Here is a 14,826-nt window from a genome sequence, read left to right as displayed (position 1 = left end):
GCTTGTCTAGTGGGCATGCGGTCACTATGGTGGGCGCATGCCCACTACATCGCACGAGCAACCCGATCCCCCTGCCACCCAGGCGCATCAGGCCAGGCGGATCGCGGAATCGTTCGGCACGGACGCCGAACGTTACGACCGGGCCCGCCCCCCGTACCCCGGCGCCCTCGTCGAGCGGATCGTCGCCGCCTGCCCCGGGCCCGACGTGCTCGACGTCGGCTGCGGCACAGGCATCGAGGCCCGGCAGTTCCAGGCGGCCGGCCGCAAGGTGCTGGGCGTCGATCCGGACGAGCGCATGGCCGAGGTGGCCCGGCGCGGCGGGGTCGAGGTCGAGGTGGCGACGTTCGAGGCGTGGGATCCGGCGGGCCGGTCGTTCGACGCGGTCGTCGCGGGCCAGTCCTGGCACTGGGTGGACCCGGTGGCGGGGGCGGCCAAGGCGGCCGGGGTGCTGCGGCCCGGCGGGCACCTGGCGGTGTTCGCGCACGTCTTCGACGCTCCGGCCGCCGTCGCGGAGGCCTACGCGGAGGTCTACCGGAGGGTGGTGCCCGACTCGCCGTTCAGCGACTCGGGGCCGGCCCGGGCCGTCTACGACGCGATGTTCGCCAAGTTCGCCGACGGGATCAGGGAGTCGGGCCGGTTCGGCGAGCCGGAGCTGTGGGAGTTCGCGTGGGAGCAGCCGTACACGCGGGACGAGTGGCTGGAGCTGCTGCTCACGACCGGCCGGCTCACCCTGCTCCCGGCGGACCGGCTGGCCGAGGTGCTGGACGGGGTCGGGGCCGCCATCGACGCGATCGGCGGCGGCTTCACCGTGCCCTACACGACGCTGGCCGTCGTCGCGGCCGGCGAGCGGCGGCTGTAACAGCGACCGGCATGCTCTTGACCGATCCTTCTGACCAACGTATGCAAACCGTAGACGAAGATCCGAGTCAAGCGCGGTCCCCCGCCGATCGCGTGGGTGGAGGGGAGTCCCGATGTCGCCTGACGCCAACGGCTCGATCGGCTGGACGTCCCGCCCGACCCGCCGGGCCGTCCTGGCGGGCGGCGCCGGTGCGGTCCTGGCCGCCGCGAGCGCCCCCGCCGTGGCCGCGCCCGCCAGGGCCGGCACGGCGGGCAGGACCTCCGTCACGACCGGCACCGACTTCGCCGTCGCGCCCTCGCCCGACGGCCGCTCGCTGGCCCTGGACCTGCTCGGCGTCCTGTGGGTCTGCTCCGCCTCGGGCGGCACCGCCCGGCGGCTCACCAGCGACCTGTACGACCTCGCCCAGCCCGACTGGTCCCCCGACGGGTCCGCCATCGTCTTCCAGTCGTACCGTGACGGCGTCTTCAACCTGTGGACGATCCGGCCCGACGGCTCCGCGATCAGGCAGCTGACCAGGGGCCCGTTCGACCACCGCGAGCCCCGGTACAGCCCGGACGGCCGCACCGTCGCCTACTCCTCCGACGCCGGCGGCAGCTACGGGATCCACCTGCTCGACCTCGCCACCGGAGCCTCGCGCGCCCTGACGGACACCTCCGCCGAGGAGTACGAGCCGGCCTGGTCACCCGATGGCACCAGGCTCGCCTTCGTCGTCGCCGACACCAGGATCGACGTCGTCGAGGTCGCCACCGGCGCGCGCAGCACGGCGGTCACCGTCCCCGCCGGCCAGGTCATCCACCAGCCGTCCTGGCTGCCGAACGGCACCGACCTCGCCTACCACCTGTTCCGCGCGGGCCTGAACGAGCTGGCGAGCACCGCCGGCACGCTCGTCACGGGCGAGGAGGTCTTCCCGTTCCGGGCCAGGTTCGCCCCGGACGGGCGCTACTTCTACACCTCGGCCGGCACCGTCAGGACCCGCCGCCTCGGCTCCGGCTCCGCCGGCACGGTCGGCTTCACCGCCGCGCTCACCACCACGACCCCGAAGTACCGGAAGCGGGCCCGCGTGTTCGACGCGCCCGGCTCGTTCCCCGTCGCCGGGATCGGCAGCCCGGCCGTGTCCCCTGACGGGTCCATGGTGGCGTTCCGCGCGCTCAACGACATCTACCTGATGCGGGACGGCGGCACCCCCCGGCCGCTCTTCCGCGACCGCTGGTGGAAGGCCGACCCGGACTTCTCCCCTGACGGGCGGCGCCTGGCGTTCGTCACCGACCGCACGGGGACGCTGAACGTCTGGGTACGCGACCTGGACACGGGCACCGACCGGCAGCTGACCCGGTTGACCGACTCCGCCGCCCTGTCCGTCAGGTGGTCACCCGACGGCGGGGAGATCGCCTACCTGGACCAGGACGGCGCCCTGTGGATCCTGGACGTCGCCACCGGCGACCTGCAGAAGCTCTTCAACGCCACGTTCGAGCCGGGCCGGCCGACCTGGTCCCCCGACGGCAGGACGATCGCGCTGGCCGCCGTCGTGCCGTACTCGCGGCGCTACCGCGAGGGGCTGTCCAAGATCCTGCTCGTGGACCGGGCGACGGGCGCCGGCACGTACGTCGATCCCGCGCCGCACCGCTCCCTGCAGACCCGCGGCGACGACGGCCCCGTCTGGTCCCCGGACGGCACCATGCTCGCCTTCGCCATGGAGTCGCTGATCTGGGTGCTGCCGGTGGACGGCGCCGGCCGCCCCACCGGCCGCGCCCGCCAGGTCACCCGCGAGGTGTCCGACGCGCCCGTCTGGGCCGGCGACTCCGAAACCCTGCTCTACCTGAACGGCGGGCGGCTGAGGCGCGTACGCGTGGACGGCACCTCCACCCGCACCGTCCCGCACCGCCTGACCTGGCGCAACGACCCCGGCCCCGAGCAGGTCGTGGTGCACGCCGGCCGGATGTGGGACGGCGTCTCCGCCACCGTCGCCCGCGACGTCGACATCATCGTGCGCGGCCAGCGCATCACCGCCGTCGAGCCGCACCGGGACGGGCGCCCGGGCACCCTGGTGGACGCGAGCGACAGGTTCGTCATGCCGGGCCTGATCGACATCCATCACCACCGCGAGATGCAGGGCTACGCGTACGGCTCGCGGCAGGGCCCGCTCTGGCTGGCCCTCGGCATCACCACGACCCGTTCGCCGGGCTCGCCCGCGTACCACATGGTGGAGGAGCGCGAGTCGGTGCAGTCGGGCGCCCGGCTCGCGCCGCGCTACCTGGGCACCGGGGAGGCCGTGGACGGGCCGCGCATCTACTACAACTTCATGCGCCCGACGTTCACCCACGACCAGTTGCGGCTGGAGCTGGAGCGGGCGGCCGGCCTCGACTACGACCTGATGAAGTGCTACGTGCGACTGCCGGTCGCCTGGCACAGGGAGGTGATCGACTGGGCGCACCGCCGGGGCAAGCCGGTCACCTCGCACTACCACTACCCGGCGATCGCCATGGGCGGCGACCAGACCGAGCACGTCGGCGCCACCAGCCGGTTCGGCTACTCGCGCACGGTCACGAACGTCGGCTCCGCCTACTCGGACGTGATCGCCATGTTCAACGCCTCGAAGATGGCCAGGACCCCCACCCTGTTCAACTCCACCGCCCTCTACCGGGAGGACAGCTCGCTGGCCGCCGACGAGCGGGTCCTGCGCCTCTACCCGAACTGGCGGATGGCGCAGCTCAGGGCCACGGTCGCCAACGCGCAGAACGCCGACCCGGCGGCGATCCAGGTCACCCTGCGGAACCTGGCCAACCAGGTCGCCCAGCTCGCGGCGATGATCCGCGGCGGCGGCGTGGTCACCGTCGGCACCGACGCGCCCATCGACCACGTCGCCGTCAGCCTGCACATGAACCTGCGCGCCATGGTCAGGTACGGCCTCACCCCGCTGGAGACGCTCACCACCGCGACCAGCGTGAGCGGCGAGTTCCTCGGCCAGCCGCTGGGCAGGATCGGCAAGGGCATGTACGCCGACCTGGCCATCGTCGACGGCGACCCGCTCACCCGCATCGAGGACGCCGCCAACGTCACCGCCGTCCTCGTCGGCGGCAGGCACCACACCGTCGAGCGGCTCCTCGCGCCGTACCCGTCCGCCACCACCACCGACCAGCCCGCCTCCCCGGCGCCTTCCGGCAAGGTCAGGGAGCCCGTTCCCGCGCACGCGAGCACCGCGGCCTACTGGTGGAACGACCCCGCCGAGCTCGGCAGGGCTCGCGCCTCCTGCTGCCACGACGAGTAGGCAGACTGGGCAGCATGCGAGTTCTCCTGCTGGGCGGCACCTGGTTCCTCGGCCGGCGCGTGGCCGAACGGCTCGCGGCGCGCGGCGACGAGCTGCTGCTCGCCCACCGCGGCTCCGCGCGTTCCGCACCGGACGTGCCGGGCGAGCACCTGTACGGCGAGCGGCGCGAGCTGGCCGCGCACGCCGCGCGGATCAGGGAGTTCGACCCTCAGGCGGTCGTCGACACCTGCGCGCTGACCGGCTCCGACGTCGAGGCTGTGCTGCCGGTCCTGCCGCGCGTGCCCACGGTGGTGCTCTCCAGCCAGGACGTCTACGAGGCGTACACCGGGCTGCGCACCGGACGCGAGCTGTCACCGGTCCCGCTGACGGAGGACTCGCCGCTGCGCCGGGACCGCTACCCCCACCGCGGCTCCGGCCACCCCGACGTCCCCGACGACTACGAGAAGCTGGACGTCGAGGAGCGCTGGCTGCGCGAGGGCGCCGTCGTCCTGCGGCTGCCGCTCGTCTACGGCCCGTACGACTGGCAGCGCCGCGAGGAGCCGATCCTGCGCCGGGTACGCGCCGGCCGCACCCGCATCCCGGTCGGCGCGGCCGACCTGCTGTGGACCAAGGGCCACGTGGACGACCTGGCCACGGGTGTCCTGGCGGCGCTCGACAGCCGCGCGGCCGACGGCCTGGCGGTCAACCTCGGCGAGCACATCACCGTCACGGTGGGCACCTGGTTCCGGCAGATCCTCGACGCGGCCGGTTCTGCCGCCGAGCTGGTCCGGGTGCCCGACGAGGCGCTGCCCGCCGACCTGGCCCTGTCGGGGGCCGTGGCCCAGCATCTGCTGGTGTCCGTGGCCCGGGCCCGGGAGTTGCTGGGGTGGGCTCCCGCGCCGCCCGACGGCCGGGTGGCGGAGTCGGTGCGCTGGCACCTGGCGAACCCGCCCGAGACCGCCTGGACGGAGGCGGACGCCGCCGCCGACGACGCCGCGCTGGCCCGGGCGTCATGACCTGGCGATGAGCTCGCCGGCCACCCACCGCGCGACGCCCTCGGGGAACGGGCCGGGCAACCCGAGCACGAGGTGCCGGAAGCCGGCGTCGAGCGACTCGGCGATGGCGTCCCTGGTGCGTTCGGGCTGCTCGTACGAGACCGGCACGTGGATCGAGCGGACGATCGAGGCGGGGTCCCTGCCCAGCTCGGCGCAGTAGCGGTCGAGCATCGCGCTGCGGCGCACGACGTCGTCGAGGCCGCCGCCCGGAACGTTCCAGATGTCGGCGTGCTCGGCGGCCACGCGCAGCGTGGAGGCGGCGCGCCCGCCGATGACGATCGGCGGATGCGGGCGCTGGACGGGCTTGGGATTGCAGAACGCCCCGGTGACCCGCACGTGGTCGCCCTGGAAGTCGAACGGCTCGGTCTCGGTCCACAACCTCCTGATCACCGTGCAGGCCTCGGCGAGGCTGCTCACGGCGTGGGCGGCGTCGTGGTACGGCAGGCCGTGCGCGTCGTACTCGCGGCGGGCCAGCGGGTGGCCGGGGCGGGAGCCGGCGCCGATGCCGAAGTCGAGCCGCCCGCCGGAGACGATGTCGACGGTCGCGGCGATCTTGGCGAGCATGGCGGGCGGGCGGAAGCGGTTGCTGGTCACGAGCACGCCGACGCGCAGCCGGCGGGTCTGCGCGGCCAGGGCCGAGAGCAGCGTCCAGCCCTCGTGGGTGGGGCCGTCCGGGTCGCCGTGGATGGGCATGAGGTGATCGAACAGCCACGCGTGCTCGATCTCGGGGATCGTGTCGGCCTCGCGCCAGACCCGCAGGACGTCCTGGTAGTCGACCTGCGAGGGGGCGGTCATGATGCCGAAGCTGGGGCGGGGGTCGTGCGGCATGGTGTGCTCCTTTCGAAGCCCGCGGGAGGCTCGGCGGCGTCGCGGCGCGGTCGTTTCGAGGCCCCCGGGAGGGTCAGCGGCGGCGCAGCGCGGGGTCGAGCAGGGCGGGCGGGGTGTCGTGCTTCTCGTGCGGGGCCAGGTCGACGCCGGGCGCGACGATCTCGTCGATGGCGTCGAGCACGTCGGCGGGCAGCACGGTGTCGGCGGCGGCGAGCTGTGAGTGCAGGTGGTCCAGGGTGCGGGGGCCGATGATGGCGCTGGTCACGGCCGGGTGGGCGGTGACGAAGCCGAGCGCGAGCTGGATCATGGTCAGCCCGGCCGCGTCGGCGACCTCGGCCAGCCGTTCGACCGCGTCGAGCCTGACGCGGTTGAGCGGGATGGACAGGTCGAAGCGCTCGGGCATGAACGCCGAGCGGTGGGTGGTGATCTCCTTGCCCTCGCGGACGGCGCCGGTCAGCCAGCCCGAGGCCAGCGGGCTCCACGCCAGCACGCCGAGGCCGTACTCCTCGGTGACGGGCAGGACGTGGGCCTCGATCCCGCGTTGCAGGATGGAGTAGCTGGGCTGCTCGGTGACGTACCGGCCGAGGTGGTGTTCCCGGGCGGCCCACTGGGCCTGCACGATGCGGTAGGCGGGGAAGGTCGAGGAGCCGAAGTAGCGGATCTTGCCCGCGCGCCGCAGGTCGGTCAGCGCCGACAGGGTCTCCTCGTCGGAGGTCGCCGGATCCCAGCGGTGGAGCTGGTAGAGGTCCACGTGGTCGACGCCGAGGCGGCGCAGGCTGTTGTCCAGCTCGGTGACCAGCCAGCGGCGCGAGCCGCCCCGGTGGTTGCGCTCCTCACCCATCGGCATGCCGGCCTTCGTGGCCAGCACGAGGTCGTCGCGGCGGCCGGCGATGGCCTTGCCGACCAGTTCCTCCGACTCGCCGGCGCCGTACATGTCGGCGGTGTCGATGAGGTTGATCCCGGCTTCGAGCGCGGCGTCCACGATGGCGGTGGCCTCGTCCTGGGTGGTGCGCCCGATGGCGCCGAAGTTCATCGCGCCGAGCGCGAGCGAGCTGACCTGGACGCCGGTACGGCCCAGGGTGCGGTACTGCATGACGGTGTTCTCCCTAGATCTGGCATCATGGATAAGCGGAACCGGATTCCGGTACAACGGTCACGATAGGGAACCGAGTTCCGTTTAGCAAGTCCGGGAGTGGAGGATGCGGCGCGTGAACGACATCGACGGCGGCACGGGGCGGGCGGCCCCGCGCAAGCGGGCGGACGCCAGGCGCAACGAGCGGACGCTGCTCGACGCCGCCGCGGCCGTCTTCGTGACCTCGGGCGTCGAGGCGCCGATCCGCGACATCGCGGCCAGGGCGGGGGTCGGGGTGGCCACGATCTACCGGCACTTCCCGACCCGGGCGGACCTCATCATCGCCGTCTACCGGCACCAGATCGAGGCCTGCGTCGAGGCCGGGCCCGTCCTGCTGGAGAGCAGCCCGAGCCCGCACGCGGCGCTGGGCCGGTGGATCAACCTGTTCGTCGACTTCCTGGTCACCAAGCACGGGCTCGCCGCCGTGCTGCAGTCGGACGAGGCCGGGTTCCACCAGTTGCACGCCTACTTCCTCGACCGGCTGCTGCCCGTGTGCGCCCGGCTGGTCGCGGCCGCGGCCGCCGCCGGCGAGATCCGCCAGGACCTGGAGGCGTACGAGCTCATGCGCGGCGTCGGAAACCTGTGCATCGGCGCGGAGAGCGACCCCCGCTACGACGCTCGGCGCCTGGTGGGGCTGCTCATCGACGGCCTGCGGGTACCCCGCTAACGAATATCCGGAATCACGTTCCGGAACCTGGCAGCTTGCCGAGGACTAACCGGCCGGTTCGGTGATCTTCTCGCTCGCCCGCCAGCCGCGGTAGGTGGTGGTGAAGACGGACTCGTAGGTGCCGGAGCCGCTCACCGGGACCTTCCAGTTGAGGCTGAACCTCTTCGGCCGGTTGTCCTCGTCGATGGTGAGCCGGAAGTTGAGGAACGAGGCGCCGCTCGCCTCGCTCACGTCCGCGCCCAGCCAGGAGTCGAGCAACCAGCGCAGGCGGCCGCCCGTGTCGCTGGCGGGCAGGACGCCCGTGTAGGTACGGCCGTCGGCGTGCATGCTCGTGGAGTTCAGCACGACCTGCTGGATGACGGACGGGCCCGCCATGCCGGCCACCATGAGCGCGTACCAGTCCACGTCCGCGGGCTTCTGGTCCTCCAGGAGCATGGCGGGGGCTCCCGGGCGGTCGCGGTAGAACTGCCCGTCCGTGACGACGTAGCGGGTGGCGGGCTCCTCGACGGGGTCGACCGTCATCGCGAAGCCGTCCTCCGTCCTGGAGTCACCGCTCAGCAGGCGGCCGCTCGCCTTGGCGGCGGCGCTGCTCTGGGTGAAGCCGCCGTCGAAGGCGAAGTCGGCGGTGGGCGTCACGCTGAGCGACAGGTCGAGGACGGCGGCCAGGTCGGCCGCGGTACGCGGAGCCGCGGGCGAGGGGCTGTCCTTGGCCGAGTGCGTAGCCGGCGCGGCGGATGGCGGCGAGCCGGTCTCCTGCGGGCGTGCGCCGGTTCCCGTGGCCGACGTCTGCGTGCCGGTTCCCGTGGCCGAGGTCCGCGTGCCGGTCCCCGCGTCCGAGGGGAGGTTGAGCAGGATCGCCGCGGTGCACGCGAGGGCTGTCACGGCGGCGAGGACGGGCGTGAGCCGTCGTAAGCGGCCTCCCCGCGAGGGAACCTGCCGGGGCCAGGCGGCGGCGTCCTCCGTGGGCACGGACCAGACCCGGTTCAGGCGGGCCGTCACGTCGGCCGCCGGGCTCCACGGGACGGCTCCGGTCTCGCCGTGCCGGTCCCGCCACGCGCCGGCGACCGCCGCGAGCACCCGGTCCATCGCCGGGCGCGCGCCCGGCGTCTTCGCCAGGGCCGCATCGACCGTCGGCCGCAGCGCCTGCGGCAGCGCGCTCGTGTCGACGGCCTCGTTCATGACGCGGTAGGAGAGGACCTCCGGCCGGCCCACCCCGTACGGCAGCCTGCCCGTCGCCGCGAAGACCACGACCAGCGCCCAGCCGTACACGTCGGCGGCGGGGCCGGTCGGGCCGCCCGCGTACTCCTCCGGGCTGACCCAGCCGGGAGAGCCGATCACGAGGCCCGTGCCGGTGAGGGCCGTGCCGTCGAGCGCGCGGGCGATCCCGAAGTCCACCAGCCGCGGGCCGGCGGGCGACACCATCACGTTGGAGGCCTTGAGATCGCGGTGCACGACCTGGGCGGCGTGCACGGCGACCAGGGCCTCCGCGAGCCCGGCGGCGAGCCCGAACAGCTCGTCACCGGCCAGCGGCCCGTGCGCCCTGACGTGCTCGTCCAGGGTGCGCCCGTCGATGTACTCCGTCGCCAGCCACGGCTGCCCGGCCTCGGCGTCCGCCGCGAGGATCCGTACGCAGCAGGTGCCCTGGACGCGGCGGAGCATCGCCACCTCGCGCCGGAACCGGATCCTGAACTCGGGATCGGCGGCGTGGGTGTGGTGGATCAGCTTGACCGCGGCCCGCTGCCCGGCGGCGTCCACGCCCGCGTACACGACGCCCATGCCACCGGCCCCGAGCCGCCCGGCGATCCGGTACGGCCCCACCTTCGCCGGGTCCTGCGGGCGCGGAGGCATGCTCACGGGGTCCACTTCGACTGGATGTCAGTGATCGCCAAGTGATTATGCCAGCCGGACGCGCGAGCGGTCAGGGCTTGTTGCCGGGCCAGTCGCCGTAGCGGATCCGGCCGAGGGTGGCGCCCTCGCCCGGCACCAGCGCCCGCTCGGTCACCTCGGTCCCGAAGTAGCGCGCGTGCGGGTCGGTGACGACCTCGCGCGGGTCGCCGAGGGAGGCCAGGGCCTCGCGGAAGAACTCGTCCATCCGGAACTGCTCGGGCCCGGCCACCTCGACCCCGCCGTTCAGCGGCGTCCCCACCGCGACCCGGGCCACCGCCTCGGCCACGTCGTCGCCCGCGATGGGCTGGAAGAGGACGGGCGCGATGCGTACCAGGCCGTCCTGGGTGGACTCGTCGGCGATGCCGCGGACGAACTCGAAGAACTGCGTGGCGTGCACGATCGAGTACGGGAGGCCCGACTTCTCGATGAGCTGCTCCTGCGTGCGCTTGGCCAGGAAGTAGTCGTTGGTCGGCGTGCGCCCGGTGCCCACGATCGACAGCGCGACGTGATGCCCGACGCCCTCCGCGGCCTCGGCCGTGAGCAGGTTGCCGGTGGAGGTCTCGAAGAACCTCATCACCTCCGCCGCCTCGAAGGACGGCGAGTTCGCCACGTCGACCACCACCTGCGTGCCCGACAGCGCCTCGGCCAGTCCCTCACCTGTGAGGGTGTTCACCCCGGTCTTCGGCGAGGCCGCCACCGCCTCGTGCCCCTGCTCCGCCAGCCGGGCCACCACCTTCGAGCCGATCAGCCCGGTTCCACCGATTACCACGATCTTCATGACGGCACCTCCTCGTTACTACGGAGGTTAGGCAGCTCGACAGACAACGGACATCCCAGGGAAAGGAATATTCACCATAGGTTTCGTGCAAGACAAGATGCGCCCTGACCTGGTCATACTCTAAGCATTCGCTCAGGTTGACCCCCTAGCGTGACCGGGTGTCCATCAACCTGGCAGCCCTGAAGGGCGACGGCGGGCCGCGCGACGAGGTCCCCGCGCGACCGCCCCCACCGTCGCGCAGGCACACCTGGCTGGACGCCCTGCGCGGCCTGGCCGTGCTCGCCGTGCTCTTCGAGCACCTGCTCGATCCCCTCTTCCCCGAGGTCCGCGCGGCCGTCAGCCCGTGGTTCGACTTCGGCCAGTACGGCGTCATGGTGTTCTTCCTGGTCAGCGGCTACGTGGTGCCGGCGTCCCTGGAGCGGCGGGGCAGCGTCTCCGGGTTCTGGCTCGGCCGGTTGTTCCGCCTCTACCCGCTGTGGATCGTCGCGGCGGTCGCCGGAACCGCGTTCGGCCTCCTGCGGGTGTACTCGGAGCTGCCGGTCCAGCTCGGCGAGCACCCGGTCGCGTCCGGCCTGGCCCACCTGACGATGTTGCAGGACTTCATGCAGGTGGTCAGCGTCGTCAACGTGTTCTGGACGCTCTCCTACGAGATGGTGTTCTACCTCCTGGTGACGGCGATCTTCGTGCTCTCGCCGCACCGGCCGCGTACCACCGGCACCCTCGTCGTGCTCATTGCGGCCGTGCTCGTGGGCGGGCTGCTCCCGGCCGGCGCCCTGTCGCGCGGCCTCGGAGGCGACGCCGTCGTGCTGATCGTGACCGCCGTGCTGGTGGCCGGCCTGGCCGCGGTCCTCGGCGGCGGCCACCGCGTACGGCTGTGCGGCGCCGCCGCCCTGGCCGTCCTGGCCGTCGTCCTGCTCGGCGCCAACAGCCGCATCGGGGCCTGGCAGAGCCTGGCCATCGTGGCCACCATGTTCGCCGGGACCGCGCTGCACCGGCTGGACCAGGGGCAGCTCCACCGCGCCGCGAGGTGGGCGGTCGGGCTGGTGCCCGTCGTGTGCGTCGGTGCCGCGCTCTGGTTCGGGCCCGGGTGGGGGATGTCCGACGGGCAGGCGCTGGCGTTCAGGTGGAGCTGGTCGGCGGCCGTGGCGGCGGCCTGGCTGACCTTTTTCGCGTTCCGCCTGCTGCGGCGGCCGTCCGCCTTGCTCGTGCGCCTCGGGCTGATCAGCTACTCCGTGTACCTGCTGCATCCCCTGGCGGTGCAGGTGCTGCGGCGGCTGGTGCCGTACCCGGGGGAGGTGCCGGTGACCGGGCGGATCACCTGGTCACTGGTGCTGGGGGCCGTCGTCGTCGCCGTCGCGACGCTGACCTACCGGTTCGTCGAGCTGCCTGCCCAGGCGCTCGGCCGCCGCCTGGTCCGCGCGCGGGCGGGGGTCAGCCCGTGAGCCCGGAGGCGGTGGCGACCAGGCCGCCATCGATGATCAGGTCCTGCCCGTTGACGTAGGAGGCCTCGGCGGAGGCGAGGAAGGCGACCGCGCCGGCCACGTCCTCGGCGGTGCCCAGGCGGCCGGCGGGCACCGCGGCGAGGACGGCGGCTTCGGCCTCGGCGGAGATGTTGTCGTGGAACATCGGGGTCTCGATGTAGCCGGGGCTGACCGAGTTGACCCGGATGCCCCTGGGCGCCAGGTCGGCCGCGAGCGTGCGCGCCAGGTTGTGCACGGCCGCCTTGGTCGCCGCGTAGATCGAGGCGCCGGGCAGGCCGCGGTGCAGCGTCCACGACGCGTTGATCACGACGGCGGCGCCGTCCGCGAGCAGCGGCAGCGTCTTGTGGACGGTGAAGAACACCCCCTTGAAGTTGATGGTCACGATGCGGTCGAACTCGGCCTCCGTGACCTCGCCGAACGAGGCGACGCCCGCGTTGGCGAACACCACGTCCAGCCGCCCGTACCGGTCGCGGATCGTGGCGGTCAGCGCGTCCAGGTCGACGAGGTCCGCCACGTCACCGCGTACGGCCAGGACGCGGTCACCACCGCCCAGGTCGTCCAGCGCGGCGTCCAGGCGGGCCTTGTCCCTGCCGGTGATGACCACCCGCGCGCCCTCGGCGAGCAGCCTGCGGGCGGCGGCCAGGCCCATGCCGCTCGTGCCGCCGGTGATGAGCGCGATCTTGCCGTCGAAACGTGTCTTCGTCATGGGCCCCAGCCTGCCGACCCGCCCGCGGGCGAGACAGTGCGTGCTCAGCCTGGGTCTGGCAGCACCACCCTGGCCAGGCGCTCCTCGGTGCCCGGCAGCGGGTTGTACAGCTCCAGGTGCCAGTCCGGCCGGTCGGCCACGGTCAGGGTGGTCATCTCGAAGAACAGCTCGCCGGCGACGGGGTGGCGGACCGCCTTCACCGCCTGCACGGGCGCGCCCACCTCGTGGCGGGCCCAGAGCGCGGCGAACTCGGGGCTCACCGAGCCGAGGTCGTCCACCAGCCTGGCGAACTCGGGGTCGCCGGGAGCGTGCCCGGCGTCGGCGCGGAAGGCGGCGACCACGGCGGGCGCGACCGCGTCCCACTGCACGTGCATGCCGCGGTAGCGGGCGTTGGTGAAGAACGAGACCAGGCAGTTGTGATCGAGGTCGTCGTAGCCGAACACGGCCCGCGTCCCCTCGTTGATCGCCAGCAGGTTCCAGCGGCTGTCGCGCAGGATCGCCGGTCGGGGCGCCCACGCGTCGAGCAGGCGCCGCAGCTCCGGGGTGACCTCGGCACCGGAGCCGCCGCCGGGGCGCGGCGGGTTGAGGCCGGCCAGCAGGTACAGGTGGGCGCGCTCGGGCTCGGTCAGGCGCAGGGCCCGGCCGATCGCGTCGAGCACCTCGGCCGAGACGTTGATGTCGCGGCCCTGCTCCAGCCACGTGTACCAGGACACGCCGACCCCGGCCAGCACGGCGACCTCCTCGCGCCGCAGCCCGGGGGTCCTGCGCCGGCCCGCGTCCACCATGCCGACGTCGCCGGGAGTGAGCCGCGCCCGGCAGGCGCGGAGGAAGTCGCGGAGCTGCTCGCGGCGGTGCCGCCGCGCCTCAGAGGTCTCGCTGGTCATGGATCACGGTATCGGAGCGAGGTTATAGTCAGGGCAATCCCCGATCTTCCAGGCTTTCAGGCGAAGGTGATGGGCATGTCGCTGGGCGACCTGTACGAACCACTCCAAGAGCACCACGCCAACCCCTATCCCTTCTACGAGCGGGCCAGGCAGGAGGAGCCGCTGTTCTTCTCCCCCGTGATGGGGGCCTGGGTCGTGACGAAGATGGCCGACGTCCGCCGGATCCTGCGTGACGGGAGCCGGTTCTCCTCGGCCAACACCCTGCGGCCGTACTCGCCGTTCCCTCCCGCGCTGCTCGCGGAGCTGGAGAAGGGCTTTCCCAACCGGGGCTCGTACATCACGATGGACGGCGAGGAGCACCGGCGGCGCCGGGCGCCCGCGGCGGCGGCGCTCACCCCGGAGCGGGTCGACGCGATCGAGCCGTACATCCTCGAACGCGCCTCCCGGCTCATCGACGGCTTCGCCAAGGACGGCGGCGTCGAGTTCATGGCCGGGTACGCCAACCGGCTGCCGGTGGACGTGATCGCCCGGCTGGTCGGGTTCGCCGAGCAGGACGCCACGGCGTTCGGGGACGACAGCCGGGCCGCGGCGGCCGTCAGCATGGGGCACCGGTTCAGCTCCGAGGAGGAGCAGGTGGCGTGCGCCCGGGCGTGGGTGCGCTTCCAGCGGCTCATCGAGCGGTACGTGGTCGAGCGCCGCGCCGCGCCCCGCGACGACGTGATCAGCTCCTACGTCGCCGCGTTCGCCCCGGGTGACGGGCCGCTGTCCTTCGAGGAGACGGCCGAGCTCGTCGGCCTGGTGCTGAGCATCGCCCTGCCCGGCCACATCACCACCTCGGCGCTGCTCGGCAACGGCCTGCTCCGGCTGCTCTCCCAGCCGGAGCAGTGGCGGCTGCTGTGCGAGCGGCCCGACCTGGCGCCGAACGCGGCCGAGGAGATCGCCCGCTACGACACCCCGACGCACATCTTCCTGCGGGTCTCGACCGCCGACGCCGAGGTCGGGGGACGGGACTTCCCCGCCGGCACCGAGTTCGCCCTCTGCCTGGCCTCCGCCAACCGGGACGAGGACGCCTTCGAGCGGGCCGAGACGTTCGACATCACCCGGACCCCGCACGCCAACGTGGTCTTCGGCCAGGGCCCGCACTACTGTCCCGGGGCGGGCCTGGCGCGCCGCCAGGTCGAGATCACGCTGCGCCTGCTCGCCGAGCGGCTGCCCGGGCTGCGGCTCGTACCGGATCAGCGGATCGAGTACCGCGGCACGCTCGACCACCGGGGCCCGCTCGCGCTCCGGCTGGAGTGGTGAGAG

Annotated in this window: 12 protein-coding genes; 6 read left to right on the top strand and 6 right to left on the bottom strand. The window is 73.2% G+C overall.

The window, feature by feature from the left end:
- Positions 1–37: 37 nt before the first annotated feature.
- The 3 genes from HD593_RS01145 to HD593_RS01135 all read left to right on the top strand — a co-directional run bounded on the left by HD593_RS01145 (position 38) and on the right by HD593_RS01135 (position 5,119).
- Entirely contained in the window at positions 38–859 is an 822-nt protein-coding gene (locus HD593_RS01145) for a class I SAM-dependent methyltransferase (protein WP_185100285.1), read from the top strand.
- A 112-nt stretch (positions 860–971) separates the two neighbouring features.
- Positions 972–4,124: an amidohydrolase family protein gene (locus HD593_RS01140; RefSeq protein WP_185100284.1), complete on the top strand. Its 3,153-nt coding sequence runs from the start codon at positions 972–974 to the stop codon at positions 4,122–4,124.
- Between the two features lie 14 nt (positions 4,125–4,138).
- Entirely contained in the window at positions 4,139–5,119 is a 981-nt protein-coding gene (locus HD593_RS01135; RefSeq protein WP_185100283.1) for a Rossmann-fold NAD(P)-binding domain-containing protein, read from the top strand.
- Here HD593_RS01135 and HD593_RS01130 read toward each other — a convergent pair.
- Together HD593_RS01130 and HD593_RS01125 are read right to left on the bottom strand one after the other, a co-directional pair.
- Entirely contained in the window at positions 5,114–5,986 is an 873-nt protein-coding gene (locus HD593_RS01130) for an LLM class flavin-dependent oxidoreductase (RefSeq protein WP_185100282.1), read from the bottom strand. The two genes, HD593_RS01135 and HD593_RS01130, sit on opposite strands and share 6 nt — an antisense overlap.
- Before the next feature lie 73 nt (positions 5,987–6,059).
- A complete protein-coding gene (locus HD593_RS01125; protein WP_185100281.1) occupies positions 6,060–7,079 on the bottom strand; it encodes an aldo/keto reductase in 1,020 nt (339 codons plus the stop codon).
- A 106-nt stretch (positions 7,080–7,185) separates the two neighbouring features.
- Between HD593_RS01125 and HD593_RS01120 the strand changes: the two genes are divergently transcribed.
- A complete protein-coding gene (locus HD593_RS01120; RefSeq protein ID WP_185100280.1) occupies positions 7,186–7,785 on the top strand; it encodes a TetR/AcrR family transcriptional regulator in 600 nt (199 codons plus the stop codon).
- Positions 7,786–7,830: 45 nt separating this feature from the next.
- Here the strand turns inward: HD593_RS01120 and HD593_RS01115 are convergent, their stop codons facing one another.
- Together HD593_RS01115 and HD593_RS01110 are read right to left on the bottom strand one after the other, a co-directional pair.
- On the bottom strand, positions 7,831–9,633 hold the full coding sequence (locus HD593_RS01115) for a serine/threonine-protein kinase (protein ID WP_246547395.1): 1,803 nt from the start codon (positions 9,631–9,633) through the stop codon (positions 7,831–7,833).
- Between the two features lie 70 nt (positions 9,634–9,703).
- The gene (locus HD593_RS01110; RefSeq protein ID WP_185100278.1) at positions 9,704–10,450 is read right to left on the bottom strand and encodes an SDR family oxidoreductase; all 747 of its coding nucleotides are present in this window, start codon (positions 10,448–10,450) and stop codon (positions 9,704–9,706) included.
- Between the two features lie 158 nt (positions 10,451–10,608).
- Between HD593_RS01110 and HD593_RS01105 the strand changes: the two genes are divergently transcribed.
- Positions 10,609–11,892 carry an acyltransferase family protein gene (locus tag HD593_RS01105; RefSeq protein ID WP_185100277.1) on the top strand — a complete coding sequence of 428 codons (1,284 nt, stop codon included), beginning with the start codon at positions 10,609–10,611 and terminating at the stop codon, positions 11,890–11,892.
- On the opposite strand, the gene HD593_RS01100 is transcribed toward HD593_RS01105, so the two are convergent.
- Positions 11,882–12,637, bottom strand: coding sequence for a glucose 1-dehydrogenase (locus HD593_RS01100; protein WP_185100276.1), 756 nt, complete (start codon positions 12,635–12,637; stop codon positions 11,882–11,884). The two genes, HD593_RS01105 and HD593_RS01100, sit on opposite strands and share 11 nt — an antisense overlap.
- 44 nt (positions 12,638–12,681) lie before the next feature.
- Positions 12,682–13,521, bottom strand: coding sequence for a helix-turn-helix transcriptional regulator (locus HD593_RS01095; protein ID WP_185100275.1), 840 nt, complete (start codon positions 13,519–13,521; stop codon positions 12,682–12,684).
- Between the two features lie 75 nt (positions 13,522–13,596).
- Here HD593_RS01095 and HD593_RS01090 point away from each other — a divergent pair, with 75 nt between their 5' ends.
- Positions 13,597–14,823: a cytochrome P450 gene (locus tag HD593_RS01090; RefSeq protein ID WP_185100274.1), complete on the top strand. Its 1,227-nt coding sequence runs from the start codon at positions 13,597–13,599 to the stop codon at positions 14,821–14,823.
- Positions 14,824–14,826 lie beyond the last annotated feature (3 nt).

Source organism: Nonomuraea rubra (genome assembly GCF_014207985.1).
GTDB lineage: Bacteria > Actinomycetota > Actinomycetes > Streptosporangiales > Streptosporangiaceae > Nonomuraea > Nonomuraea rubra.
The sequence above is the reverse complement of the archived record's forward strand: the minus strand, read 5'-3'. Positions and strand labels throughout refer to the sequence as shown.

Excerpts from the sequence above, each read along its gene's own strand:
- HD593_RS01145 (WP_185100285.1), top strand. The coding sequence starts at position 38 with ATGCCCACTACATCGCACGAGCAACCCGATCCCCCTGCCACCCAGGCG.
- HD593_RS01140 (WP_185100284.1), top strand. The coding sequence starts at position 972 with ATGTCGCCTGACGCCAACGGCTCGATCGGCTGGACGTCCCGCCCGACC.
- HD593_RS01135 (WP_185100283.1), top strand. The coding sequence starts at position 4,139 with ATGCGAGTTCTCCTGCTGGGCGGCACCTGGTTCCTCGGCCGGCGCGTG.
- HD593_RS01130 (WP_185100282.1), bottom strand. The coding sequence starts at position 5,986 with ATGCCGCACGACCCCCGCCCCAGCTTCGGCATCATGACCGCCCCCTCG.
- HD593_RS01125 (WP_185100281.1), bottom strand. The coding sequence starts at position 7,079 with ATGCAGTACCGCACCCTGGGCCGTACCGGCGTCCAGGTCAGCTCGCTC.
- HD593_RS01120 (WP_185100280.1), top strand. The coding sequence starts at position 7,186 with ATGCGGCGCGTGAACGACATCGACGGCGGCACGGGGCGGGCGGCCCCG.
- HD593_RS01115 (WP_246547395.1), bottom strand. The coding sequence starts at position 9,633 with ATGCCTCCGCGCCCGCAGGACCCGGCGAAGGTGGGGCCGTACCGGATC.
- HD593_RS01110 (WP_185100278.1), bottom strand. The coding sequence starts at position 10,450 with ATGAAGATCGTGGTAATCGGTGGAACCGGGCTGATCGGCTCGAAGGTG.
- HD593_RS01100 (WP_185100276.1), bottom strand. The coding sequence starts at position 12,637 with ATGACGAAGACACGTTTCGACGGCAAGATCGCGCTCATCACCGGCGGC.
- HD593_RS01095 (WP_185100275.1), bottom strand. The coding sequence starts at position 13,521 with ATGACCAGCGAGACCTCTGAGGCGCGGCGGCACCGCCGCGAGCAGCTC.
- HD593_RS01090 (WP_185100274.1), top strand. The coding sequence starts at position 13,597 with ATGTCGCTGGGCGACCTGTACGAACCACTCCAAGAGCACCACGCCAAC.